General features: G+C 34.6%; 22 protein-coding genes. All 22 read right to left on the bottom strand.

Annotated elements, in window-relative coordinates:
• Positions 1-158: 158 nt before the first annotated feature.
• Positions 159-1,151, bottom strand: coding sequence for a metallophosphoesterase (locus KP78_RS04025; RefSeq protein WP_041086516.1), 993 nt, complete (start codon positions 1,149-1,151; stop codon positions 159-161).
• 41 nt (positions 1,152-1,192) lie between these two features.
• Complete coding sequence (locus KP78_RS04020) at positions 1,193-3,007, bottom strand: ABC transporter ATP-binding protein (protein WP_041086515.1); 1,815 nt, start codon at positions 3,005-3,007, stop codon at positions 1,193-1,195.
• A gap of 11 nt (positions 3,008-3,018) precedes the next feature.
• A complete protein-coding gene (locus KP78_RS04015) occupies positions 3,019-4,197 on the bottom strand; it encodes a nucleotidyltransferase domain-containing protein (protein WP_041086514.1) in 1,179 nt (392 codons plus the stop codon).
• The gene (locus KP78_RS04010; protein ID WP_041086512.1) at positions 4,190-4,672 is read right to left on the bottom strand and encodes a lasso peptide biosynthesis B2 protein; all 483 of its coding nucleotides are present in this window, start codon (positions 4,670-4,672) and stop codon (positions 4,190-4,192) included. The genes KP78_RS04015 and KP78_RS04010 overlap by 8 nt, the downstream gene beginning before the upstream one ends.
• A gap of 34 nt (positions 4,673-4,706) precedes the next feature.
• Positions 4,707-5,009 (bottom strand): lasso peptide biosynthesis PqqD family chaperone, encoded by a 303-nt coding sequence (locus tag KP78_RS04005; protein WP_041086510.1) that lies wholly within the window; start codon positions 5,007-5,009, stop codon positions 4,707-4,709.
• A complete protein-coding gene (locus KP78_RS04000) occupies positions 5,006-5,941 on the bottom strand; it encodes a phosphoenolpyruvate carboxykinase (ATP) (protein WP_041086508.1) in 936 nt (311 codons plus the stop codon). Before KP78_RS04000 ends, KP78_RS04005 begins: the two co-directional genes overlap by 4 nt.
• A gap of 347 nt (positions 5,942-6,288) precedes the next feature.
• Complete coding sequence (locus KP78_RS19535; protein WP_106388528.1) at positions 6,289-6,420, bottom strand: paeninodin family lasso peptide; 132 nt, start codon at positions 6,418-6,420, stop codon at positions 6,289-6,291.
• Between the two features lie 14 nt (positions 6,421-6,434).
• Complete coding sequence (locus KP78_RS03995) at positions 6,435-8,375, bottom strand: lasso peptide isopeptide bond-forming cyclase (RefSeq protein ID WP_041086506.1); 1,941 nt, start codon at positions 8,373-8,375, stop codon at positions 6,435-6,437.
• Between the two features lie 354 nt (positions 8,376-8,729).
• Positions 8,730-9,821 (bottom strand): acyltransferase family protein, encoded by a 1,092-nt coding sequence (locus tag KP78_RS03990; protein WP_041086504.1) that lies wholly within the window; start codon positions 9,819-9,821, stop codon positions 8,730-8,732.
• 159 nt (positions 9,822-9,980) lie between these two features.
• Positions 9,981-10,700: a metallophosphoesterase family protein gene (locus KP78_RS03985; protein WP_041086502.1), complete on the bottom strand. Its 720-nt coding sequence runs from the start codon at positions 10,698-10,700 to the stop codon at positions 9,981-9,983.
• A complete protein-coding gene (locus tag KP78_RS20520) occupies positions 10,697-10,945 on the bottom strand; it encodes a hypothetical protein (RefSeq protein ID WP_157841438.1) in 249 nt (82 codons plus the stop codon). The genes KP78_RS03985 and KP78_RS20520 overlap by 4 nt, the downstream gene beginning before the upstream one ends.
• Before the next feature lie 595 nt (positions 10,946-11,540).
• Entirely contained in the window at positions 11,541-12,578 is a 1,038-nt protein-coding gene (locus KP78_RS18465; protein ID WP_052474537.1) for a glycosyltransferase family 2 protein, read from the bottom strand.
• A 119-nt stretch (positions 12,579-12,697) separates the two neighbouring features.
• Positions 12,698-14,476, bottom strand: a complete 1,779-nt coding sequence (locus KP78_RS03970) for an ABC transporter ATP-binding protein (RefSeq protein ID WP_052474534.1) — start codon at positions 14,474-14,476, stop codon at positions 12,698-12,700.
• A gap of 21 nt (positions 14,477-14,497) precedes the next feature.
• Positions 14,498-15,487, bottom strand: a complete 990-nt coding sequence (locus KP78_RS03965; protein WP_041086498.1) for a glycosyltransferase family 2 protein — start codon at positions 15,485-15,487, stop codon at positions 14,498-14,500.
• A gap of 53 nt (positions 15,488-15,540) precedes the next feature.
• Positions 15,541-16,728: a glycosyltransferase gene (locus KP78_RS03960; RefSeq protein WP_041086496.1), complete on the bottom strand. Its 1,188-nt coding sequence runs from the start codon at positions 16,726-16,728 to the stop codon at positions 15,541-15,543.
• A gap of 15 nt (positions 16,729-16,743) precedes the next feature.
• Entirely contained in the window at positions 16,744-17,922 is a 1,179-nt protein-coding gene (locus KP78_RS03955; RefSeq protein WP_041086495.1) for a glycosyltransferase, read from the bottom strand.
• 47 nt (positions 17,923-17,969) lie between these two features.
• A complete protein-coding gene (locus KP78_RS03950) occupies positions 17,970-19,073 on the bottom strand; it encodes a polysaccharide pyruvyl transferase family protein (protein WP_041086493.1) in 1,104 nt (367 codons plus the stop codon).
• Between the two features lie 78 nt (positions 19,074-19,151).
• Positions 19,152-20,237 (bottom strand): hypothetical protein, encoded by a 1,086-nt coding sequence (locus KP78_RS03945; protein WP_041086491.1) that lies wholly within the window; start codon positions 20,235-20,237, stop codon positions 19,152-19,154.
• A 37-nt stretch (positions 20,238-20,274) separates the two neighbouring features.
• Entirely contained in the window at positions 20,275-21,258 is a 984-nt protein-coding gene (locus tag KP78_RS03940) for a glycosyltransferase family 2 protein (protein WP_041086489.1), read from the bottom strand.
• Between the two features lie 20 nt (positions 21,259-21,278).
• Positions 21,279-21,695 carry an FAD synthase family protein gene (locus KP78_RS03935; RefSeq protein WP_041086487.1) on the bottom strand — a complete coding sequence of 139 codons (417 nt, stop codon included), beginning with the start codon at positions 21,693-21,695 and terminating at the stop codon, positions 21,279-21,281.
• Positions 21,682-22,815: a CDP-glycerol glycerophosphotransferase family protein gene (locus KP78_RS03930; protein WP_268747507.1), complete on the bottom strand. Its 1,134-nt coding sequence runs from the start codon at positions 22,813-22,815 to the stop codon at positions 21,682-21,684. Before KP78_RS03930 ends, KP78_RS03935 begins: the two co-directional genes overlap by 14 nt.
• 50 nt (positions 22,816-22,865) lie before the next feature.
• Positions 22,866-23,900: a glycosyltransferase family 2 protein gene (locus tag KP78_RS03925; protein WP_052474532.1), complete on the bottom strand. Its 1,035-nt coding sequence runs from the start codon at positions 23,898-23,900 to the stop codon at positions 22,866-22,868.
• Positions 23,901-23,906 lie beyond the last annotated feature (6 nt).

Below are 23,906 nucleotides of genomic sequence, written 5' to 3'. Positions count from 1 at the left end.
TCATTACTGTTATATATCAGTTAGTAACATTTATCTGTATTGTATAACAAAAGAGTGAAGTTTAAAAGAGAATTCAGGAAGTCATCATACTTTTTTTGCATGATCTTCCACAAAACAAAAAACCCCACCTTTGATAAACGTTCATCAAAGGCAGGGATTTATTTACTTGCTTTTAGCTTTAGCACATTAATTTCAGGAGGGTTAAATACACGGAAGTTCAAATATGGCAGTGCTCCGCTGCTGCCAAGACCTGTACTCACATATTGCTTGGTCCCTTTATACTCCCATAGCCCTTTCACTCTGTCTCTTGGCGGAAACAAACCGCTTCTTTCATACCACGGCTCCGGAACAAAAACGACTCCCAAAAACGGCAGTCGAATCTGACCACCATGATAGTGGCCTGCTAAGATCAAATCGTACGCTCGAAATGTTAAAACTGCGCTGCTTGTTATATGGTCAATCCTTGCATCCACTACCGGATAATGATTAAGAGCGATTACCACATCTGAAGCCTGCAGATCATCCAAAACCGCCATCTCTTTCATCAATTGATTGCGACGATCTTCATATTGAGGAAGCGAAATATAAGTCGGCTGGACAACTCCCTGAATGTTGCGAGGCTCTGTAGTGTAAGTCCATAAAGATAATTCAAATTCTGTGAAATGGAGAGCAGATTCACCTGCCTCAATCGAATGAACAGACTCTAATAGCTTAACTCCCCTCTCCTCCATGCCTGCAATAAACTCATCCTTAACAAGTGTTCCTTGAGAATTCAGTTTATAGCTCTCCGGGTCAGCATTCCCTGGGATATACAAAGCGTTCTCTTTATTAGTAATCCCTTCAACGAATGAATAAAAAGCCTCGTAAGCTGTACTTTCGGTGCTGTTTAACATATCACCTGTAAATACGATGGCATCATATTCAATTGAATTCACAGCCTTGATCAAATTCTTTTGGTTTTCTCCAAATTCCTTTTCATGAAGATCACTAATTTGAAGGATTGTAAAGTTTTCAAACTCATCAGGAAGCTGATCGATTTCTACTTCCTGTTCCGCCACAGTTATCCGCTGATTTTCCCATATAACATATATGACTGGCACAACCAATAGAATCACGAGCCAGATTAAGATTTTACCTCCCCGTTTTCTCAAGGGCATTCTCTCCAGTTATAAGAATAGTAAAAAAACACTCACTAATTTGTGAATGTCTTTTGAGGAGCCGCTCCAAGCTGATTACGAACCAAATGACTAAATACACTTTTCTTCTCCGAGGCAAGCTGTGTGAATCCGCCCTTTTGAATGACTTCACCCTGGTCTAACACAATCACCTGGTCAGCATTTCGGATCGTCGACAGGCGGTGAGCGATAACAATGATCGTCGTTTTTCCCTTCAATCGGTCCAATGCTTCCTGTATTCTCGCTTCACTTTCTGTATCCAATGCACTCGTTGCTTCATCTAATACAAGAATCGACGGGTTTCTCAATATGGCCCTAGCTAAAACTAGTCTTTGCCGTTCTCCACCAGAAAGCTTGATTCCCCGGTCTCCAATCAGTGAATCGAGTCCCTTTGGAAGCCTCCCCACAAATTCAGCAGCAGAAGCAAACTCCAGCGCCTCCCACAGCTGTTCCTCACTCGCATCCGGTACAACGAGCATTAGATTTTCCCTTATACTGACATTAAACAAAAAAGGATCCTGCGGAACATAGCTAATCGCATGCCTTAAAGATAAGACATTGTTACGTGTAAGAGGTGTTCCATCAAGCAGAACCTCTCCCTTTTCCGGATGATTCAGCCCCATCAGCAAATCAATAAGCGTACTCTTCCCCGCTCCCGACCGCCCGACAAAAGCGGTCATTTGATTTGCCGGAATGACGATGTTAATATTCTTCAGCGCATAGTTTGCTTCTTTTTGATTGTAGTTAAAATAAACGTTGCGGCATTCAATCTCATTATGAATACGGATCGGTTCTGCCTCTCTGTTTTTTCTTTGTTCAAATTCCTCCGCCTCGCTGCATTCATTTTGCATTGCTTTTACTGCCTTAAATGCCGGCAGAATTGTGGCAATGGACTCTAAAGAAGACTGAATACCCGCTACTCTCGGCCACAGCCTCGAAAAAATAATAACGATCAGCATAAGCTGAGCAGCCTGTGCATTAAACAGCATTACCGCAACAAAAATAAATACAGCAATTAATATAGAGGAAGCCACTTTATAATATAACTGTGACGTTGTTTTCAATTTCATATATTCAACCTGTTCATTCTGCATTCCCTTTGTGATCGAAAGAAACCAATCCATTCTCGATTCTTCCAATGTATTACTCTTAATATCTTTTATCCCGTTTACTTGATCCGTAATTCCAGCAAGGTAGCTCCGGCCTAGTTCATAATTCCGATTCCCCAACGCCAATGACCGCTTAAGAAAATTACGATTTAAATAAACAATCGATACGCCGCAGAGCAGTACAAACGTCGTAATATTGGGTGATAACCAAAAAGCGAGGCCAACTTGGATCACTGTGAAAATCAGAGAAGCTATAAATTGCAAAAAGGAGTTCGTTCCCGCACCGGCTCTCGCTACTTCAGAAGTCATAATATTGATCAGATCCGATTTTCTGTTCTTTATAAAGAACTTCCAGTTCGAATGAAGCATACCGCCATACGTCTCAATACGAAGATGACGTAAAAAACCATTCTGGATGATCGCATTTCGTACCGTAATTTGCCGCTGTAAAAGATTTTGTCCAATAACCAGCAATACATAAATCCCTAAGACGACAGGTAAACCCACCTCAGCAGGAATGCCTGATAGAAAATCGAATAACCCTGCGATCGGCATTCCCCCTGCATCCAGCTCCACAATGCCCGTCATGCTAATCATCGGAATAAGGAGTAAAATTCCAACTCCTTCAAGCAATCCCATGAACGTCATGGCCAAAAGATTAACATACAGAATCTTTCCGGCAAAAGAATGAATTTGCTTTAAAAAGTAAAAAATATCTTTCATCATTTATCCCCCTAGGATAATGCAGGTTTCTTCATCTTTGTTTTTCTCCAAACCCAAAGCATAGGACGTAAAGGAAAGTATAAAAAGTGCAGTTTTTTTGGCAGCGGCAATGTTTCTGCGTCCTCTGGGTATGGATGAAGGAAGCTGATAATAAAATAGAGTTTTTGCTTACCAGTCATTAATGAAAATAAATGACTGGAATGATACCTTGATACCTCTTTAGGAACCGGGTCGTTATGCAGATTGACCATTGTCTCAAGGTAGAAGATCGCCTCTTGGGCTAACTTTAGTGGACGCTGCCCTGTAATAAACGGCCTCATTTTTCTTGTGATTTCTGTGTTTAATAACTGCGATGCTAGAATAATTGCTTGTCCTCCCACATCTGGATTATGGAAGGTTTTAAAAAAAGAATAAACCATGCTCCAGTCTAGTTCCTGCTTAAGCATTTGCTGAATATCTACGAGCCAGCGAATTCTCGACCAGCCGTGGCGCGCACCGTGGGCAACGAGAAAAACAAAAAGATCCTCTTTCCCTAATAAGTAAACGGGAGTGCTTGTAAGTGTAGTTTGTCTTTTTCTCTTCCATAGCTCCTGAAAACTTGGTTCCCTGCCTGGTCCAGGATGCAGTCTCCAATGAATTTCTAATTTTATTCTTTTTTGAGGATGATAATAGGTGACGTGGTGATGCCTCCACCGCCAGTCATTCAGGATCGTTTCGATATAATCATCCTTTTCATAGCCAAGGCCGGCGAGAAGTGCCTCAGCTCTTTCCAGATGCTGAATGGGAATAAGAAAATCTAAATCACTTGAAGTACGAAGGGAAAGGTGCCCATACAGCTCCTTAGCTAAAACCGGTCCTTTTAAAAACAATGTATGGATATCATTTTCTGAAAAGAGCTTACTGACATACTCCATTTCTCCACTTAGATGCAGCATTTGAAAGGTATTTTGTGTGTATCGTCCTTTCAGGTGCTGTTTAACCGAAGAGGGAACAAGCTCTTCATCCAGCATTTTTATTTTCGAGCTGAGCAATGGAAAAACACGATGATGAAGGGCTAATTTCAGAAAAAGCTCCCAGTCAAAATCGCTGTCTATTTCAGGCATGAAATGGTTATTATTGCGCTCTTTTAGCAATTCAAGCATAAATTGTAGTTCCTTCGGTGTATTCGCTATAGTAAGAGTGTTATCCATAGTTTTCTCCTTCAAGCTTTTTATGGCCGATTTCCTTCGCAAATTTAGCCACTACTGTGAACCTTTCCATCCCTTCAGAACCAGATACATAGAAGGAGCCGCTCCGCAGCCAGGCATGTGCTACAAACTCGCCGCTTTTTTCTTTTGCCGTTCCCAAATAAAGCGTGCTTTCAATTTGACGTTTCTCCAGCATTTTCATACCAGCCATCGCTTTAACAAGACACTCACTCTCCCAAAAGGTGTAGCGGCTCATAATACGAATGGCATTCGATATATTTTTTATCTTTTTTATATTGGCTGAATTATGACTGTAGGTGGTCTCAGCCATTTTTTCACCTAATGCTGGTGCTACCTTCGAAAACGACTTCACTTTAAGATAACGAGCCCAGGCTAGATAAAAATATGCCTCTACAAGCAGCCATTTGGTGGTCATATCCATCCTAAAAAACGCTCCAGCTTTATTTAAAATGTTCATTGTTCCCTCCTGGGTCATCTAAAAGGTATTGAAACTATGAATGATCATTATCCTCAACTTGAATTAAGCCCTGATCAATCAATTGATTCAAAAAAGAGATTACTTGTTCCTCGCACTCAGCCGGTGTTACATCATATTGAGACTGTAATACCGTCACTAGCTCCTGAATTGAAATCGGCTCCTTAATCAGCTCCCAAATCTCTCCACCTAACTCACCCAGGTTGTAATACTTCCCGTTTTGAATGCTTAGCATTACTTTTTCTCCATCCATATCACTGACAATATTGCCTTCCATTTGACTGACCACGCTATCGGTTGAAAGATTATTTTTTATCATGAGCTTACTCTCCTTTTTTCGATTGAACTTAACATGACAGCTGATAAATCATCTGCTGTAAAACGTGAGATGGGGCGGCGCAATTGATACATCGCAATTTTATTGATGATTTTTGCAGAGGTACTAAAATGCCATTCCATTAATCCAGACGGTGCAATAAAAAAGTTGCGGTACGTATGGGTAAACAATGTATAAAAACGTTCCATATTTTGAATCGAATGTATTTCCACTTCATCTGCTTCCGTTTTTATAAGCTCGAACACACCTGCCAGTGGCATTGGTTCATCAACAAAATGTGCTTCAACCGGAATAGCGAACTTCGTTTCCCGGTCAATAATGGGACGATATAGATCCGACTCCATGCCAAATTCATTCAGGCTTTCCAGCCATAATTTTTGCTGAGGGTATGCCGGAGTTATGATCGGGATATTCGCTTCAGACAATGTGACAGGAATAACGTCATCACTCAGCAGCTGATACCCTTTACTTAAGAGAGCGGAAGCAAGGGTTGATTTCCCTGCACCAGAAGCCCCGACTATTGCATAGGCTTGTCCATCGATAGCGATCGCACTCCCGTGTAAAGGAAGGATTTTCCTTTGCATTAAAATTGCCCCCATGCATGTGCCAAGGATATACAGGCGGAGCTGATCTTCTTGAGTGTTTTCCATGGGTGAAACCAGGATTTCATTGCCGTTTTGAATTAGAAAGGTTGCTACTTTGGGGATTTGGAACATAGTTAGATTTTCTTCTACATAAAAATACTTATTTGCTTCTGCATGTTCCGCCCATTGTCGTGAGAGGTCTTCTTTTTCCACTGCGATGTCCGAATTACCAGACTCTAAATAGACTTGAATTAATTCTGGCATAAGGATATCACTTGCAACCGTTAGTCCAAATACTTTGTAAATAGTTTTTGATATTCGATCTGCCATCTATCACATTGCCTCCAGTAGCATATTTTTATTTCAGAAATTACCTTTTATGAGCAAATGACCTATACTTTATAAATTAAATATGAGTAAAATGGCAATTAACCAGAGTTTAATTTCACTAATTAAAACGTTCTATATAAAGAACCGAATAAATATAATGAACAGTATTATTTTATTTTCTATGACTTTAGGTAGTAAATATACTCAATAAGCAGTAAAGCTCCTATACTCTTATTGACATATAGGAGCTTTACTATAGAAGTAATAAAGTTAAGGGTTCAAATCATAGCAGATTTGAATAATTGAACAAAATTAATAATTTCGTTTGTTCACTAGTGTCCTTAGTATTAGCTAAAAGTTAATTCTAAAAATGGTGTATGAGCATCGAAATCAGCATCTGTAAATTCTCCTTCACGTCCAAGCATGGTCATCTTCACTTCAAGCACTTCAAGTGTTGGCATCTCCCATTGTTTTTTCATACTATCACCTCCTCTCAAGAAATCTTTCTAATATACCGATGTACGATTAAACTACGCATTAAAATTTTATAATCCGGATCAGTCGCATATTCAGGTCGAGGTCCTTCTTTAACCTTTAATAAAGCTGTTTTGATCACTTGATCATCTATGTAATTTCTCATACGGTCATCCATACTAAGCTGCTCTGCTTCATCAACAAACGCTTCCCAGTGAGGAACCATTCTATGGACCCAATCTACACCCTGTACACCCCGAGTATGCTGGTTTAGTCTAATTGAATCAGGTAATAAATTTTTTGTAGATCTTCTAATCAGAGACCTATCTACCCCATTTTGAATAAACTGTTCTTCTGGAACCGATAAACAAAATCGTACTACCCGTATATCGTTGGTTGGGTCACGTTTCCATAACGAGTAACGTAAAGATAATTTTGTGGAAAGTGTGTTACCTGCATTCCAAGGAAAGATATTCTCAAATAGAGTTCGTCTTTCATCATATATATTAGTTGCAGATAGCCGGCCCGAATAACCAATGCCGTGTTGTTTTAGCTTTTCGAAAACCCTAGTGTGCTCAGCAAATTCTGAGTTAATTAGCCTAGGAAGTTGATACGGCTTCCCTTTTGGGAGTATTTGTCCAATAGGCGGGAATCCTATTCTTGCAATTACTGGCAAACGGCGTAATCTAGGTCCTCCTACTTTTCTGCTATATTGATTTAATTCTTGCAAGAGGCGCACCCACTTTAGCTTCTTAAGAAGTATGGCGTAATAGTCTAGCGCAGAACCCCATGAAATGGTGAAATTCCCTCGATCACCGTTTAATAATACTCCTACTCCTTCTTCAGAAGACTTCTCAAACATTCCTTTTAACCAAAACGAACTCTCAAAGAATTTATAAGGCATCTCCATAATGTCTAGTAAACTTTCAATATCTGAGTAAGAATTCTTTCCTTCAAAATCTATGTAGTGATCACTAATTCCTCCTACATATTCAACCGTTTTTTTAATATATGGTCTCTCATTAGCTATTAAGCGTTTATGTGTAAAATCCTTAAAATCCTTTGTTGGAATATAACTAAAAGTATGCAAGCTTTTTTTTCCCTCTCGCATAGCTTTTGCAGCAAAGCCAACAACAGCACCTGAATCCAATCCGCCACTCAATTGAGCACCTACATTGCGGTGAGTACGCAATTTTGATGTAACCGCTTTTTGAAAAACTTCTTGAAATGCTTCTACATACTCCTCATTTGATTTTAGTTTTAACGAGTCGCCTGAATACAATCTGCCGTACCTAGTTAGCTTTACTTTCTCTCCTTCTACGGAAATACTATGAGAAGGCGGTATTTGATCAATATTTTTGTAAGGTGTTGATAAGGCATCCACTGTATCAATTGATCCAGAAATCGCTAAATATTCCGCAAGCCATTGTTCATTTAGTTGTTTTTTCACAAAAGGGAGTGCCAGTAACGGCTCTATCGTTGTGCAAAAGCGAAATTGAGACTGATTCCAGTAATAATATAGCGTTCGATAACCTGAGATATCTCTAGCACCGAAAAGTTTTTGTTTTTTCTCGTCCCAAATCATATAAGCAAAATCACCAATTAAATACTTTGGTGAATCTTCTCCCCATTTGTCATAAGCAAGCAAGATTAACTGACTGTCAGGCATCTGCTTTCTTCGCCTGTGATCCACCTGCAATAGGTCAAATAATTCTTTACGATTATCGATGATGGCATCAGCAGTAATGACTAGCTGTCTCTCATAATCATAATAAGGAAGTTGCTCCCCAATCTGTTCCAGTGTGATCCATTGAGCATGGCAGCCAAGGAATATATGATCTTTATGCCATACCTGAACATCATCAGCAGGGAATTTCTGTAACGATTCCATAACCCTGCTAATATGTTCAATCGGTACAGGTTCTTTATTAGAATGATAGATGCCAGCGATTGCACTCATGATACCCTCTCCGATTCGCAGTTATGTAATTCTCATTATTGTTCTTAAATAAGAACAATAACTGTATAAAAACTCAACTTATTCATTAATATTCAAGTAAGTTTAATTCCTTTATTTTTTAAATAGTGTTTAAACCTAAGAATCTTTCGTTCTATATAAAGAACAATAAGGTATTTTCATAATTAACGCAATAGCTATTTTACATTTATTATTAGAAAATTTTTGGCGACATTAATCTACAAAATATTAAACAGTGAATAATGTTTAAACTATTGACTATTGAGCTGTATTCTACTTTCTAAGGATTTATCTGAATCCCCCAATACAGACTACTAGGTAATTTAATGAAATTGTTTAACCTGACTTTTGAACAGAGATACGGCTCCTCTCCATTCCCAATAATGTCTTTTTGTCTATTATTTTCAAGATTGGATTATAAATAGAATTAATCAAAAATGATGAAATAAGACATAGAATGACAAGCCATACAAAAATTAAAGGTGGATATTTAATTGCGAAAACAAGTTCACGAAATAGCAAACTATAAAAAAACATATGAGTTAGCCATATGTTTGTTGAATGATCACCTAAAAAGTTAAATGTTTTTTGTATAAACATCCTTTTATTCATTAGACTAAACAGGCATATAAATCCAATTGCTGTAAAAGGTGCGATGATCATTGATTCATAGAAGGCGTGAAGAATAAATAAAGCTAGTATTCCAAAAGCACAAAGTGAATTTTTATAGTTTATGCCATAGAACTTGTTATAAAGCCAGGAATAGATTTTCTCCTTTGCAAAAATAAATCCAACTATAAATGCAAGCTGTGATGTACCTACTAGCACCGCAGCATTTACTAACATATTAATTGCCAAGCTATCGCCAAAATCGATCACAAACTTAATTCGTTGTATATAACTAACTAAATAAATCATTCCTGAAACGATTAATAAGCCTATAGAATTATATTTTTTAACAATGTTAATTAATACAGGTGTTAAGAGGATCAAAATAACATACGTCTGTAAATACCACCAGGCCCCATTATACGAGTTAGATAATAAAAAGAAATTAAGCAAAAAATTGCTTAAACCGCCTGAAAAAACTTCAGGCTTGCCTATAAGAAAAGCTAAACCAAGAAACATAAATAGGATGATCCAAAAATTTATTAAAAGTTTAAGAATACGGATGAAATTTTTCTTTTTTATTGATAAGGCATTTTTCATTCCTAAACTCATATAAAGACCATAGCCACTCGCAAATAAATACATCGGTACACATGCATCACCAAATAACCCTATGTAATATACAAAAGGCACTTCACCAATCATTGGAAACGTCTCATATAAACCATTTATTTCTTTTCTGGCAAATAAATGAAGCAATAACATAAATGAAATAGCTACCCCTTGAAGCATTTTTATGTCTTTTTTCGAAAACTCCATGGTTTCCCCCTGTACTTATTTATTTTTCATGATCTAATCCTTTCGTCAGAAACCAGGCTTAGTATTTTTTCATACAGTCTCACGGTCTAACATAAAAAAGTATCTCAACTATAAGTTGAGATACTTTTTTATGTTCAAGAATTTTCACATCGACATAGATTATATTTTGGCATTTTCCAATATACTTACCATTGTTTCTTTATTCGGATAGTCTAACTGATTAAATTTTGCGATAGCACTTCCAACGTCATAGAAGACTCTTATAATTGATGACTGGACAGTTTCTTCATCGATATTAAGAAGCAAATATGATGATTGAGTAAGACCGTCAAAAGGTAAACCAATACTTCCTGTGTTAATCACACACTTCCCGTTAATATATCGAATATAAGGTTTATGAATATGCCCATATACATATATATCAGCATCTGAATTAACCATTAATTTATCTTCAATTACAGTATCCTCTTCAAATGGCAGCACGACATCAAATAAACTAGCTGGCGTCGCATGAAATGCATGTATCTTAATTCGTCCATACTCTAAATTTAGTTCCTGCGGAAGATTTTGAAGGTAGTTAATATTCTCTTCATTAAGTTGAGATAAAGTCCAATCTCTTTCTTTATTCATCATCTCAAGAGCCTGGTTTGGCACTTCACCTTCTTCAACCCCTCGAACTACCCACTCATCTGCATTTCCTTTAATTACTTCTGTATTTAAAGACTGAACTAACTCAAGTGCGCGTTTAGGTTCTGGACCTCTGTAGCAGATATCTCCAAGGACAAAGATCTGATCTACGTTCCTTTTTTTGAGATCTTTGAGAACAGATTCTAATGCAATTGCGTTTCCGTGAATGTCTGAAATAAATGCAAGTTTCATAGATAAAATCCCTCATTACATAATTTAATTAATTCATGTTTTTTATCATAATCCCTTAATCTATTATATAATTTTTCAATTGCTAATAACAATTCAATATATTCCTTGTCTCTCAGCTTATATTCTCCGGCGGATAATTGCATCATTAATATTTTCAAATTTTGACCATTAATATATGGATATTCATAACCACCATCTCTAGAGATTTTCACTATTCTAGAAATGTGCTCACCTAACAATTCCATATTAGATGCAGATGCTAAGATATCATAATACTGTTGATAATTTATTTTATTTTTTATATTACGATAAAATCTATAGCTATTAGCGTTGTCTCTCCTAATAATTTTTATTATTGTTTTTGTATCTTTTTTTAAAAATATTTCGAATATTCAATTTTTTATTTCTTTATCAAATACTACTTTTTTATATCCTCTTATTCTGGTTAAATATGAATAATAAAGTTTATTATAAATTCTCCAATGCTCAAACCGATATTTATTTCTTAATGTGACAATATTGTTCCACATTGATCTCAAAATATAATATTTAAAAATTTGCCTACGTAATACCATCTTTATCCTATCTAAGAAACTCCCCTTCTATTCGTTGGTGGGAAACAAATATAAATTTAGCTAATATTATTTTATCTAACGGGAATCGTATCAGGTTCAGGTGATATGAAGTCCTCGGAATTTCTAGAGTAACAGTCGTCTAACTTGTTCAACTGCATTGGAATAAGCTTACCTTCTATTGATCACCGTCAAGGCCGGTAGAATCAAGGAAAAATTTATTTACCTTTACCCATAGGCAGTAACCGATAGTTTACATCAATGTATACTAATACTTATTTACCCGTATTTTATTTTTAATATTTACTATTTTCTTCAAAAAGTAAACTAAAAAATAATTTTCTAATTTCAATAAATCAATGTATCTTCTATTATATCCATCCAAGCTAGCATTTTTTAAAGCCTTTTTAAATTCATAACTTTTTAATATACCTGTATTAAATCTAATTTTTTCTATAAAAGAGAGGTTAGACTCCTTGCTAAATGTATTTTCAAGTGTACTATTTAGCATACCAAAATACGAATTGTAAAATGCACTTTTTTTACAATCTATATCTGTACCAAATCTTAGCATACTGCTGTATAACTCCTCATATAACCTGATGTATATATTAATAAGATTTTTATAGTATTTGTTATCGAGACTTTCTCTGTCTCTTCTAATGTAATTATACAAAGGTTCATTTATAATTAAAATTTCATTATTAACTTTTTTTAAATAGTCAAGGTTAAATAATAAGTCTTCACCTAAACTTAATTTTCTATCAAAGTTAATGTTATTTTCTTTAATTATTCTTGATAAATAAATTTTGTTACAGGGTGTATTTAACAAATATTTTTCATAAAGAGAGTAAAAATCTTTTTTTCTTATTCTTTCACAATTTCCATAAATATAACTTTTGATTGTAGTTTTATTTTCTCTTCCTAACTTTTCTCGATGAACTGAATATCCACTCAATACTAATGAATCTTTATGTTTTATTGCATTATTATACATTTTTTCACACCAATTAGGTTCTGCATAATCATCAGCATCAGAAAACATAATATATTTGCTCTTACTAGTCATAATCCCTACGTTTCTTGCTACACTGACTCCTTCATTTTTTTGATGAATAACTTTTATTCTATTATCCTTTTTAGCGTATTCATCACAAATTTCTCCGCTCTTATCCGGCGATCCATCATTAATTAGGATAATTTCAATAGGTTTAAAAGTTTGGTTTATTATAGAATTTATGCATTTTGATAAAAATTGCTCACTTTTGTACACTGGTACAATAATGCTTATTTCTGGCAACCCCATAGCAGATCCTCCTCTTATAACCCAAATTAATACGTATAACGAAATTGTTAATAGGATGGGTAACTACCCTAGGATTATTCCGTCCAATATTTTATGAATATTAATAGTTTCATTCATTGTTAAATAATAGATTTTTTATATTTTTTATCGGTTGTTACAAGCCTGCCTTGGTGTATTTTAAAGACTATATCGCAATTTTCAATTGTACTTAACCTATGAGCGATAATAATTAGAGTCTTTTCTCCCTTTAATCCGTCAATGGCTTTCATAATTTCCTTTTCTGTTTCATTATCTAATGCTGATGTTGCTTCATCCATAAATAGTATTTCTGGATTATGATATAATGCTCTCGCAATCCCTATACGTTGACGTTGACCACCAGAAAGCCTTACTCCTCGTTCACCGACTTCTGTATCTAATTGATCAGGGAGCGATTCAACAAATTCCTTTAATTGAGCCTGATCCAAAGCTTTCCATACTGTTTGATCATCAATCTGTCCTCTTTCAACTCCAAAAGCTACATTACTGCGTATTGTATCGTCACATAAAAAAATGGATTGTGGAATATATCCTATTTTCTGTTGCCATAGTCTTTTTTGATCAAGCAGATTTTTTCCATCAATAGAAATCGTCCCTTTTTCGGGGTGCAGTAATCCTAGAATGATATCAACTAAAGTAGATTTCCCGGCACCTGACTCCCCAATAAACGCAACAGCCTGTCCAATTGGAATGGTTAATGATATGTCCTTTACTGAATAACTCTCTTGGTTTGGATACTTAAAAGATACTTCATGTAGCTTAATTGAATTAACAAATGATTTTTTCTCCATGCTTACTTCTTTTGGTTTAAAAGGTATTGGGGTACTAATTGAATTTTCATCTTTATTCATAAATAAATCTTCGTAAACAATGGATAGTGCAGGTTGGCTATAGCGTATGGTTGTAATTAGAGCGACAACACGAGTGATTGAAGGCATTAATCGAAAAGCTGCCATTGCAAAAAGTGCCATTGTAGAAATAAGCTGATCCGTATTTGTACCTTGAAGTACAATAATTAGCATGGTAATAAGTACAATAGAAACTAATAGTGTTTCAATAAAGAGCCTAGGAACTTGTTCAAGCATCTTCATATAACGACTATTATTTGCACTAATTTGACGTTGACGTAGATATGAATTAACAAAAAAACTTTCCTTACCAGACACTTTTACTTCTTTGCTCGCACCTAATCCTTGGTTCACCCATTTAATTAAAGTACCGCTGATTTTTTGTTGCTCTACTCCTAAGCTTTTAATTTTCTTTCGGAATACTCTAAAAAACAAAGAAACACTTCCAGCCATTAATACTGCGGCTGTTAAAGTTGCTACAGGTTCAGTCACTAGCAATAATGCTAAAATACAAGTAATGATAAGTATTTCTGTAAATAACTGAAATCCTGACATGACAATACCTTGAAACACCCTAGAAACTTCACTATTTACATTTCGCAGCAATTCAGCCGTATTACGTTGAAGATGAAATGTATAGGGTTTTTGTAAATATTCCTTAAAAAGGCTTCCAGATAATTTAACTTGTTGATTTAAAATAACTCGAATTTGTGCATAGTTAAAAAGAAGCAAATATAGATTCTTCAGAATAAATACTGACAGTAAAACAATTACCGCAAATATTATAAAAACAGTAGTTGATTCAAATTGAAATAACTCATATATATATGATAAGGTTGCTTGCTCATGAATAATATTCGGATTTGTTAAGATCCCCACAAACGGGACAATCATTCCTATTCCAATAGTTTCAAATAATGCAGCAATAACCATCATAAAAAATAGTACTAACAACTTTTTCTTTTCTCTTTTACTGAAGAGCATTAGTAACTTCTTTATTGTCTCTTTCAATTAATTCACACCTTTTTTGTATTAGTGTTTTGTATAAGATTCATAATTTATTTTCATGCGTAATTGATACATTAAAACTCCTAGCCATGGACACCAGGCCAAAATCTGTGCAAATAACTTATGCCTTACTGATAAACTGTTATTTCTTAGGATTACTTTATTACTATTTCTTATGAGTTTACTAACCCTTAATATGTGGTTTGAATTTTTCACAATATTTTTTTCACAAACAATATCTACAATCATATTTCTCAAGCTTGAAAAATATATTGCATTTAACCTTTCACACATGTCTGGATAGTTTTTCTTCATGAAACTGTACGTTTCATAATAGTTAGGAACGATATCAAATCTTTTTTCAGAAAAATTGCTTCGAGTAATACTATTTTCTCGATGTTCATACATATATAAAGGGGCATTTATGAACACTATTTTATTTGCTAGATTAAAAAGGCGATACATAACCGCCGCATCTTCGTATACTCTTCCTTTAGGAAATTCAATATTTTTAAATAGTTTTTTCTTATATATTTTATTGCATGCTGAAAATCCAGATAAAGTTCCTTTATAGAGACTGTGAATTGCTTTTTGTGAGTCATATATCTCTATTTTGTTAGAAGCTCGATTTTTTTGTTTTTTATTTTTACCCACGTTTTTTATTAAGCATGTACTTATGTCTGAATTTAGTTGAATGCATAAATTGTATAATACCTCGTACATCGATAAATCCACCCAATCGTCACTATCTACAAAACCAACATATTCACCTTTAGCTATTGTAAGACCTGTATTTCTTGCATCTGAAAGTCCTCCATTCTTTTTATGAATGACCACAATTCTAGAATCTTTCTGAGCGAAAATATCACAGATTTCCTTACAAGTATCAGTGGATCCATCATTTACAAGAATAACTTCAATATCTTGAATTGATTGGTGTAATAAGGAATCTATACATCTTGGTAAATAGTGTTCTACATTATAAACTGGAACGATAATACTTATCTTAGGCACATTTCGTTCCTCCTCTTGAGCTATAATTCATATTTAACAGGAAAAATATTATTTTAAATAACATCTAAGAATTTATTAATTTCTCTAGTTGAGATGTAGGGTTGTTTTGATAAATTTTGTTTAAATTTAACCCTTAAATTATTATCTATTATTAATTTGTCCACCCCGTTAAATATTTCATTTTCATTTATGTCTACAATTAGTCCATTTTCGCCGTCTAATATTTGTTCTCTTGCTCCATTAACATCTGTTGTGACTATTGGTTTTTTTAGGAATTTTGCTTCTAGAAGCGTGATACAATATCCTTCATATCTAGAGGGTTGAACGTATATATCACACTGGTCCATATACGTGTATGGATTCGGATCCGAACCCAGCAAGATAAATTCTTTCTCAAGATTATGCGCTGCTATTAAATTTTCGTATTCTTTTCGATAACTTCCTTCACCCAAGCAATACCATTTAACTTTATGTCCTTTTTTTATCAATCTATTCAGTACTTGTATTGCTAAATCCTGACCTTTTTCAGCCGCTAATCTCCCTACAGTTAGAATTCTTAAACCATTAAATTGATCAATAAACCCTTTTCCTTTTTGAGATTTGCTATGAATTTCGTTTGGAGAAACTATATTTAAAAGAACATCCGTTTTCTCTTTTATTGTAGGCACTTGGCTAATTAACTTCTTTTTTGCTTCTTCTGATACCACGTATATGTTATCGAATCTATCGTAAAGTTTAGCTGCAAAACCTTTATCAAATCCGATCTTAGTAACATCAAAATGAATCCACTGAATTTTCTTTTTAGCTTTGATCTTATGAATAACAAAATAGCTTATGAAGTCCATTGGACCTGCATAAGCTACGGCAACGTCATATTCATTTTTGAAGTCAGGAATATTTCTTAAAAGATAGTTATAAAAGATCGCTCTGTTTTTAGTCAGTTTGGATGTTAAGTGTACAATGGATAAAGTTAAGCTTTTTAATATATTCCCTTTCCTTAGAAGCTTTAACGCCATTGCTTTAGGCGGTTTGTTTAATAACTCTTTTATTTGTTTGTATCCTTCTACATATTCCAGGTGAACTTCCTCTGGTATTGAATTTAAAAAACCACCGTACTTTTCAAGCATCAGTATCGTGATTTCATATTTATCTTTCGGAATCTCTGCGATCATATTAAGTAAAGCTTTTTCCGTGCCGCCTACGTTCATGTTAATGATCATAAATACGATTTTTTTCTTCATAGGCACTGCCTGCTTTCATCCAATTAATTGATAAAACTTTTCCACTTCTTCTACATTTCCCTTTTTTTCAGTACTTAAATACTTAATAATACTTTCCCGCAGTTCATTTTCATTAATGAGCTTCATGATTCCGTCGCTAACAGCTGAAGCATTCATATCTACAACAAGTCCATTCTTTCCATCGATCATTTGATTATATACGGCATCGAACCTGGTTGTAACGACAGGTATATTAAGCATTCTGGCTTCCGCAATGGCTAAACCGAAGCCTTCAAATTTCGAGGTTTGAACATAAATGTCAGCACCTTTAATGAAAGGATACGGATTAGGACGAACGCCTAATAAGATAAAATTTTCCTGTAAATCATTTTCTTTAATGTACTTTTCTATTTCTTCTTTTAAAGGCCCTTTCCCTAATACATACCACTTAAAATTAAGACCTGCTGCTTTTAACTTTTTACACGCTTCCAGCGCAACGTCATATCCTTTTTGGCGGGCCAGCCGCCCGATCGTCAAGATTCGGATACCGTCAAACTGATCTTCATAGGCACTACCTAGGTCTGCCATTTTTAAAATAAAATCAGGGTTGTTAATATCGTAAATTACTTTTACCTTCTTTGAATAATTAGGAAAAGTTTCTAAAAATACTTCTTTTGTAGATTCAGATACAGCAACTATTTTATTATATTTATCGTAGTATTTTTTTTGAAATACCTTATCTTTTTTCTCAAGCCTGTAACTGACATTGACCCAGGCAAATTTCCTTTTGGCCTTCACCTTTTCTGCCACATAAAAAGTTGGGACACCTTGCGCGTAGCTGATGGCAATATCATAGTTTTTAGGATTTTCTTCAATAACACTTGATACACTTTCCCAGTAGATCCTTGCTTTTTGAGAATTGCTGTATTTCTTTCGGCGTATATTTGCTGAGTATTTTATTCTTGCTGCAAGCATTCTGTAATTCATTGTTACCATTACTTTTTTTAACCCTGAATTTAAAAACTGAGTATATTTTAAAGGCGGTAATATATTTACTTCTTTAGGAACCAGTTCTTCAAGTAATGATCCATGTGCAAATAGCATCAAATCAACTGAGTACTTATTGTAATCCAGTAAAGTGAGCAATGTAACCAAACTCTTTTCTGCACCTGCACAATCTAATGAATCTATTGCAATTAAAAGGGATTTTTTCATAATGTAAATTCACCTCACCTTTCAAAATGCTTATTATCAAAATACAATTAATTAATTTTTTCAAGAAACAAATCCAGTTTCTCAAATTGTTTTTCTGCCTCTAGTAGGATGTTTTTATTTTTTATTTTATGATGCTTAGAAGCAGCAACCGCATTTTTAATATCAAGACCATCCAAATCCTTTATATAGTTAGAATTACCTTCCATATCCAAGTCTTTTAATACGTTGTACGTTTTGTCGCTATAAATAATTGGGAATACGCCTTGATCATTTAATAACGCTAATATTACTGAATGAAATCTCGTTCCTACAATAATTTCACAAGAATAAAATTCATCTAAGAATTTATCAATATTCCCTTGATAATTTATTATTTTTACATTATCTATATTCCTATCACTTATTTTATCTGCGATTATCTTTATAGCTTCTAAATCTCCCTCATTTTCACAAAAAGAAAATAATTTGATCTCATACCCTTGATCTACATATTCTTGTATTAAATGAACGATTTTTTTATTATAGTGAGCTTTATACTCTTTCAAACCTTCCCTTTTTTCAATGTCAATGATTGAAAAACCAGCGCATTTTTCCTTTTTCTTATTTCTTTTATCATTTAAGCTAAATACAATATCAGGCGCTAAACGAACATTATCTAAATCCTTAAAAAGATTATATGAATATAAATCCCTAAAGCAAATATCATCGTATTTTTTAAATAAGGAATGATATTTTTCCACAAAGATATCATCTTTGTAAGGTCCAAAATTAGCACCCAACACAAATGTTTTTTTATTCATTCTTCTAAAATGATTAACTAGATAGTCTCTCTCATTTAATTTCATTTTCCATGCTGGACTTTGCATAAAAATAGACCCGCCAATATTTATTAGCGAATCGTATTTTTTATATTTTAAAAACAAATCATTTATTTTAAAAAACAAATTATATCTTTTCGATCCGAATGAAATATCTCTATAGGTATAAATGATGTTTACATTTTTATAATCTTTAAATATATGTTTATAATTTCGATTAGCTGTTAAAAGATCCCACTGGACATTTGTATATCGGTCAAACAAAATTTTTAAGAATAAATCATCCCCGATATTCTTAGCATAATAGGCACAAACTAGAATTTTTTTCTCCATATATGTTACACCTCAAAAATTAATTAAATACCAAACTGCGAATTCTACCCTTTATAGCCTTTAATTCCCCTCTCAATTTTAACTTTGCAGGTATATTGTATTTTTTCTTATCATTTCTTCGTAAATTTCTTTCACAAAGATATCTGTTTTACGGTTCGCAAAAATATCCGCTATAAATTGTGATTTCACTTTAAAATATTCATCCATATTAAAAATCGTTTTATATTTTTCTAATTCGCCTATTATTTCTAGCGTTAATAAAGTTCTTAAACATTTAAAGCATTTACCACAATTAAATCCGTCTTTTACACAAACATTTAAATATCGTTGAACTAATGCATATTTTGAAATCATATGAGTTTTTTCAACTCTAGTAAGTGAAGAGCATGAAGAGAAGAAACTTATAGTCTCGGTCGATAACATATTTAGAGTAAAAGTATCATAATAACCTATATTTTGATCTAATTTAAAATTTTGAAGATGTACTGCTGATGAGTAATAATATACTCTAAACAACTTCTGAAGGGCTAAAACAGCCGAAATTGATCTAAGTGTATGAGTACTTTGGAAATTCATATTTAAAATTTCACTAATATTACTGTCTAAAATCAACAAATTGAAGTCTAATTCTTCTGCACACTTTTTTACAGTTGTAAGTCGTTTATTAAAGAGTTTTATGGCTTTTTCTCCACCATTTGAGCCATGTGAACCAACATTAAAGAAAGTTAGGAGACTAATTTTGTATTCTTCAGGACAATGATCATCCATATGGTCATAGATTGTACTGAATGAATCAATTCCACAAGAAAGTCCCGTACCTATCTCATTTTCGTTCTTCAAGGGTGAAGATATAAGGTTAGAACAATGAATGTTAATTTTTCTATATCCAAAAGACTCAGCTAATATAGGAATTAAATATTTATTCAGTGTATAGTAAAGCCTGTTTGATAAATAATAATTTACCTTTATATCATAGCCTTCTTTTAACGCTAACGGCAATAAGCCAACTAAAAACGCATCAGCTCTTTCTACTGTTAAATAGTCTTGGTAAGGTTCATTCACCTCATACCATAAATTATCTATGTGATCGCGAATTTTAAATTGGCATTGGAGCCTTGCTTTAGTACCTGATATAGTAAATTCAGGTTTTTCAATAATTATCATGTCATCCCTCCACCTCTTCTTGGCTGCGTATAATCGTTCAATATGCTTTTAATAAATATTTCTTTGAATTATTAGCCAGATAGAATATTCTTGTATTGAAATTTATCAGAGTGATTAAAACTTTATACTTTCTCGATATCGTGTAGTTTTTGATAATTTTTCTATAATGTTTTCTAATATATTTCTGAATAAAGTTTAAGAATTTCGTTTTTTCTTGTTTACCTTCAACTTGATCAAATACATAATATATATTGTCCACACACCCATATGTAAATGAAGCTATAACCTCAGTTACAAGTTGAGGGTACTCTTGACTCATAAAAGATATGATTTCATCCCACCCCAAAAACGCATCCAGCCTTTTTTCTGAAAACCGAGAAGTTAAAATACTCTCTTTTCTTTTAATATAGATATATCCTATATATTCTTTATAGACAGCTTTATTTGAGTTGGAAAATAGCTTATACGTAGTCGAAAGATCTTCATGTATTCGTCCTTCTGGAAACTGGATACTTTCAAAGCATTTTTTATTAAATAGTTTGTTACATAAAGAGAATCTGTATAAAACGCCTTTGAAAAGCTCTCTCATGGCTTCTGTGTGATTTAGTTCTTTAATAAATTCTGCTTCTACTTTATTGATTAACTTCCCATCAATTTCCCTGCCTAATTTACATATAGAAATATCGCTTGCTGTTTCCACGCACAATCTATACAGTTCCTGATACATGTTGGCGTCAATGCGATCGTCTCCATCAACGAATCCAATATAGTTACCCTGAGCTGCCTTCATCCCAACATTTCTGGAAGAACTCACCCCGCCATATTCTTTATGAACTACCTTTATTCGCGGGTCCTTTCGTGCATACTCATCACAAATTCCCCCGCTCTTATCCGTTGATCCGTCATTCACAACAATCACTTCAAAATTTGTAAAGGTTTGTGCAAGGATGCTGTCTAAGCATTGGCTGAGGTATGGCTCTACATTATAAACGGGTACAATGATGCTTATTTCTGGCTTCATAGGTTCACCATTTCTTTCGTTTATAGTTTGATCTTCTGCTTAACAAGCGTCGACGAAACACCCTTCGTATAAGGAAAATAAACAATATCCACCCCAACTTGATTGAACTTCGCTTCTACTTCCTCAAACAGGAGGTTGCCTTTCCAATCGTCACCCACGAACATGACGTTAAATTGGAGCTGTTCCCAGGCTGCGAATTTATCTCTGCTTGTTTGAGGGACCACTTTATCTACATATTTGATTCCTTCTACAATTTCCATTCTGTCGTTGTGCGAGATCACAGGCTGCTTATTTTTGTATCCCAATACCAGCTCATCCGTACTAACACCCACAATCAAAAATTCACATTGTTCCTTTGCCTGCTTCAAAATATTCAGATGGCCTACATGAAATAAATCAAAAACACCCGTTGTGTATCCCAGCTTATACTGCTTCATTCATTTCACTCCTTGTCTCATTAAAGCAAACGCTGTTTATCCGATTCAGTAGATGTTCACATGCATGGCCATTTTCAAAGGACCCAACATGCGTCAAGAACGCTGTTAGCCGCTCCTTATATTCCTCTTCATTGAACTCGTCAATTTTTTTCAGCAGCTCTTGATTGTTTGCTGCACTAATAAACGGAAGCTCCATTAGGTCAAAATATAGTTTTCGTTCCTGGCTAATGTATTCCTTTACATCAGGTACATACAGGAAGCAGGGCCGCTTCGTAATGGCAAAATCAAACATAAGGGATGAATAATCAGATATTAATACATCTGCAATCATCAGCAGCTCTTGAATGTCGTCATAGCTCGTTACATCCATGACGTTTTCACCGTAGATTAATTGACTGGACTTTGAGATAAGATGCGGATGCAACTTGACTAATACAACCCATTCTCCTTTAAATTTAGCTTCTAAATCCCGAGATATATTTTTATAATCTAAGTCATATATTTCTAAATTATTATTTTTTCGAAATGTCGGAGCATATAAGACGATCTTCTTTTCGGGAGAAATTTTGAGCCTGTGATAAACTTCATTTTTTCCTCCCCTATCACCTTGGAAAAGCACATCGTTTCGAGGCGTACCATGCTCAAAAATTTCACCGTTATACCAGAAGGATCTCTTAAAGATCTCTGTACTATATTGACAACCTGATAGCAGCAAATCACATTTTACGGAATCCTTTTTTGCCATTTGTACATAGTGAGGCGGCAATGCTTCTTCAGCATCCTTTTCAATCTGCTTTAAACGTAATGAGCTGTGCCATGTTTGAATATAATACTGATTTTTTCTTTTTTTATACAAATCGGTTGTTCGAAAGTTTGTAATGATCACCTTGGCTGTACACAGCTCATAAAAATACCTTAAAGACATGGTCTTGATCCTTTTAATGCCATTTATCTGCTGTTTAGTTTCCGGCTCATTAAAGGCCCACACCACATCGAATTGACCATCAGGATCATGCTTGAGAATATAGTCCGTAATATACTTTGGACTGCAGCCATATTGACTTCCGTAGTAGCTAAAGAAGAAAATTTTATTTTTTTGAATAGGTAAACAGTTAAAAATATAGATAATGACTAATGATAGTAGCTTTTTAATCCTGCTCCCCGCCTTTTTTAAGATTTCACCTGCTCCAGTCCGGCCGGCTTTGAGATGAATTTCGCTAACCTTAATCCTTTTTTTAAGACCAGAAAAAGTACATTTAAGGAAGGGTGTATAGAGAAAAGCTGTAATTGGCGCTTCAATTGCCTGTCACCTAGAACGGCTCTCTCAAGACTTTTGTAATGATGTTGAATGTAATGCTGTATTTCCTTTCTAAATACGCCATCCTTATCCTTCTTTCTGTTTTGCAATAACAGGTTATAGTGGATCAGGCTCATCTTTAGAATGGCCTTATAGGATTCATCGGTCAGATCTTGATAATATGCTTCAATAAAACGATGTCTTTCTTTTAGTCCCTTGATGATGTCCAGGTTTTTCGGTGTATAGTTTGCCACAATGCTGTCGCTTCGCTGTGTGTAGTGGTATAGCGGCTGGTGCAGCAGCACATATGTATCTACCCGGTGCATGACCTTATGGGCCCAAAACACATCTTCGAAAAGAACACCTTTTTCAAAAGAAATATCTCGGATCATAACAGTTTTGAACAGCTTTCCCCAAGCAAAATTCTTCACATTTTCGTTTTTAACCAGTTCATACATTAACCGTTTGTTATTCAATATGACGGGTGCAGCATTTTTCAAATATGTGCGGTGATCAAAGAGCAATTTATCCTCGTAGGCATAATAAAAAGCCGATTGCACGGCATCCGCTTTGAATTTGTGGCTGCTATTCACCATTTCCTCGATCATGTTTTTTTCTATCCAATCATCACTATCAACAAATACCGTGAATTCGCCTGTTGCATGCTTCATTCCAACGTTTCTGGCGTCCGATAATCCCCCGTTTTCTTTATGAATCACCTTTACCCGAGGGTCGAATCTTTCATATTGATCAGCAATTAGACCGCAGCTGTCAGGTGACCCGTCGTTTACGAGAATCACTTCTATATTTGTGTAGGTTTGATTAAGAATACTGTCCACACATTTTTGAATATATTTTTCCACCTTATAGATCGGAACAACCACGCTTACTTTTTCTGTTTGGTACATTGATTG

The organism is Jeotgalibacillus soli (genome assembly GCF_000829435.1).
Classification (GTDB): Bacteria; Bacillota; Bacilli; order Bacillales; family Jeotgalibacillaceae; genus Jeotgalibacillus; species Jeotgalibacillus soli.
This window is presented reverse-complemented; position numbering and strand designations above follow the sequence as displayed.

Coding starts and splice junctions, on each gene's coding strand:
- KP78_RS04015 (WP_041086514.1), bottom strand. CDS start 4,197: ATGGATAACACTCTTACTATAGCGAATACACCGAAGGAACTACAATTT.
- KP78_RS20520 (WP_157841438.1), bottom strand. CDS start 10,945: ATGGAATTGTTAGGTGAGCACATTTCTAGAATAGTGAAAATCTCTAGA.
- KP78_RS04020 (WP_041086515.1), bottom strand. CDS start 3,007: ATGAAAGATATTTTTTACTTTTTAAAGCAAATTCATTCTTTTGCCGGA.
- KP78_RS03950 (WP_041086493.1), bottom strand. CDS start 19,073: ATGGAGAAAAAAATTCTAGTTTGTGCCTATTATGCTAAGAATATCGGG.
- KP78_RS03960 (WP_041086496.1), bottom strand. CDS start 16,728: ATGAAGAAAAAAATCGTATTTATGATCATTAACATGAACGTAGGCGGC.
- KP78_RS04000 (WP_041086508.1), bottom strand. CDS start 5,941: ATGGCAGATCGAATATCAAAAACTATTTACAAAGTATTTGGACTAACG.
- KP78_RS18465 (WP_052474537.1), bottom strand. CDS start 12,578: ATGGGGTTGCCAGAAATAAGCATTATTGTACCAGTGTACAAAAGTGAG.
- KP78_RS03985 (WP_041086502.1), bottom strand. CDS start 10,700: ATGAAACTTGCATTTATTTCAGACATTCACGGAAACGCAATTGCATTA.
- KP78_RS03945 (WP_041086491.1), bottom strand. CDS start 20,237: ATGATAATTATTGAAAAACCTGAATTTACTATATCAGGTACTAAAGCA.
- KP78_RS03955 (WP_041086495.1), bottom strand. CDS start 17,922: ATGAAAAAATCCCTTTTAATTGCAATAGATTCATTAGATTGTGCAGGT.
- KP78_RS04010 (WP_041086512.1), bottom strand. CDS start 4,672: ATGAACATTTTAAATAAAGCTGGAGCGTTTTTTAGGATGGATATGACC.
- KP78_RS03995 (WP_041086506.1), bottom strand. CDS start 8,375: ATGAGTGCAATCGCTGGCATCTATCATTCTAATAAAGAACCTGTACCG.
- KP78_RS03935 (WP_041086487.1), bottom strand. CDS start 21,695: ATGAAGCAGTATAAGCTGGGATACACAACGGGTGTTTTTGATTTATTT.
- KP78_RS03990 (WP_041086504.1), bottom strand. CDS start 9,821: ATGGAGTTTTCGAAAAAAGACATAAAAATGCTTCAAGGGGTAGCTATT.
- KP78_RS04005 (WP_041086510.1), bottom strand. CDS start 5,009: ATGATAAAAAATAATCTTTCAACCGATAGCGTGGTCAGTCAAATGGAA.
- KP78_RS03925 (WP_052474532.1), bottom strand. CDS start 23,900: ATGTACCAAACAGAAAAAGTAAGCGTGGTTGTTCCGATCTATAAGGTG.
- KP78_RS19535 (WP_106388528.1), bottom strand. CDS start 6,420: ATGAAAAAACAATGGGAGATGCCAACACTTGAAGTGCTTGAAGTGAAG.
- KP78_RS03940 (WP_041086489.1), bottom strand. CDS start 21,258: ATGAAGCCAGAAATAAGCATCATTGTACCCGTTTATAATGTAGAGCCA.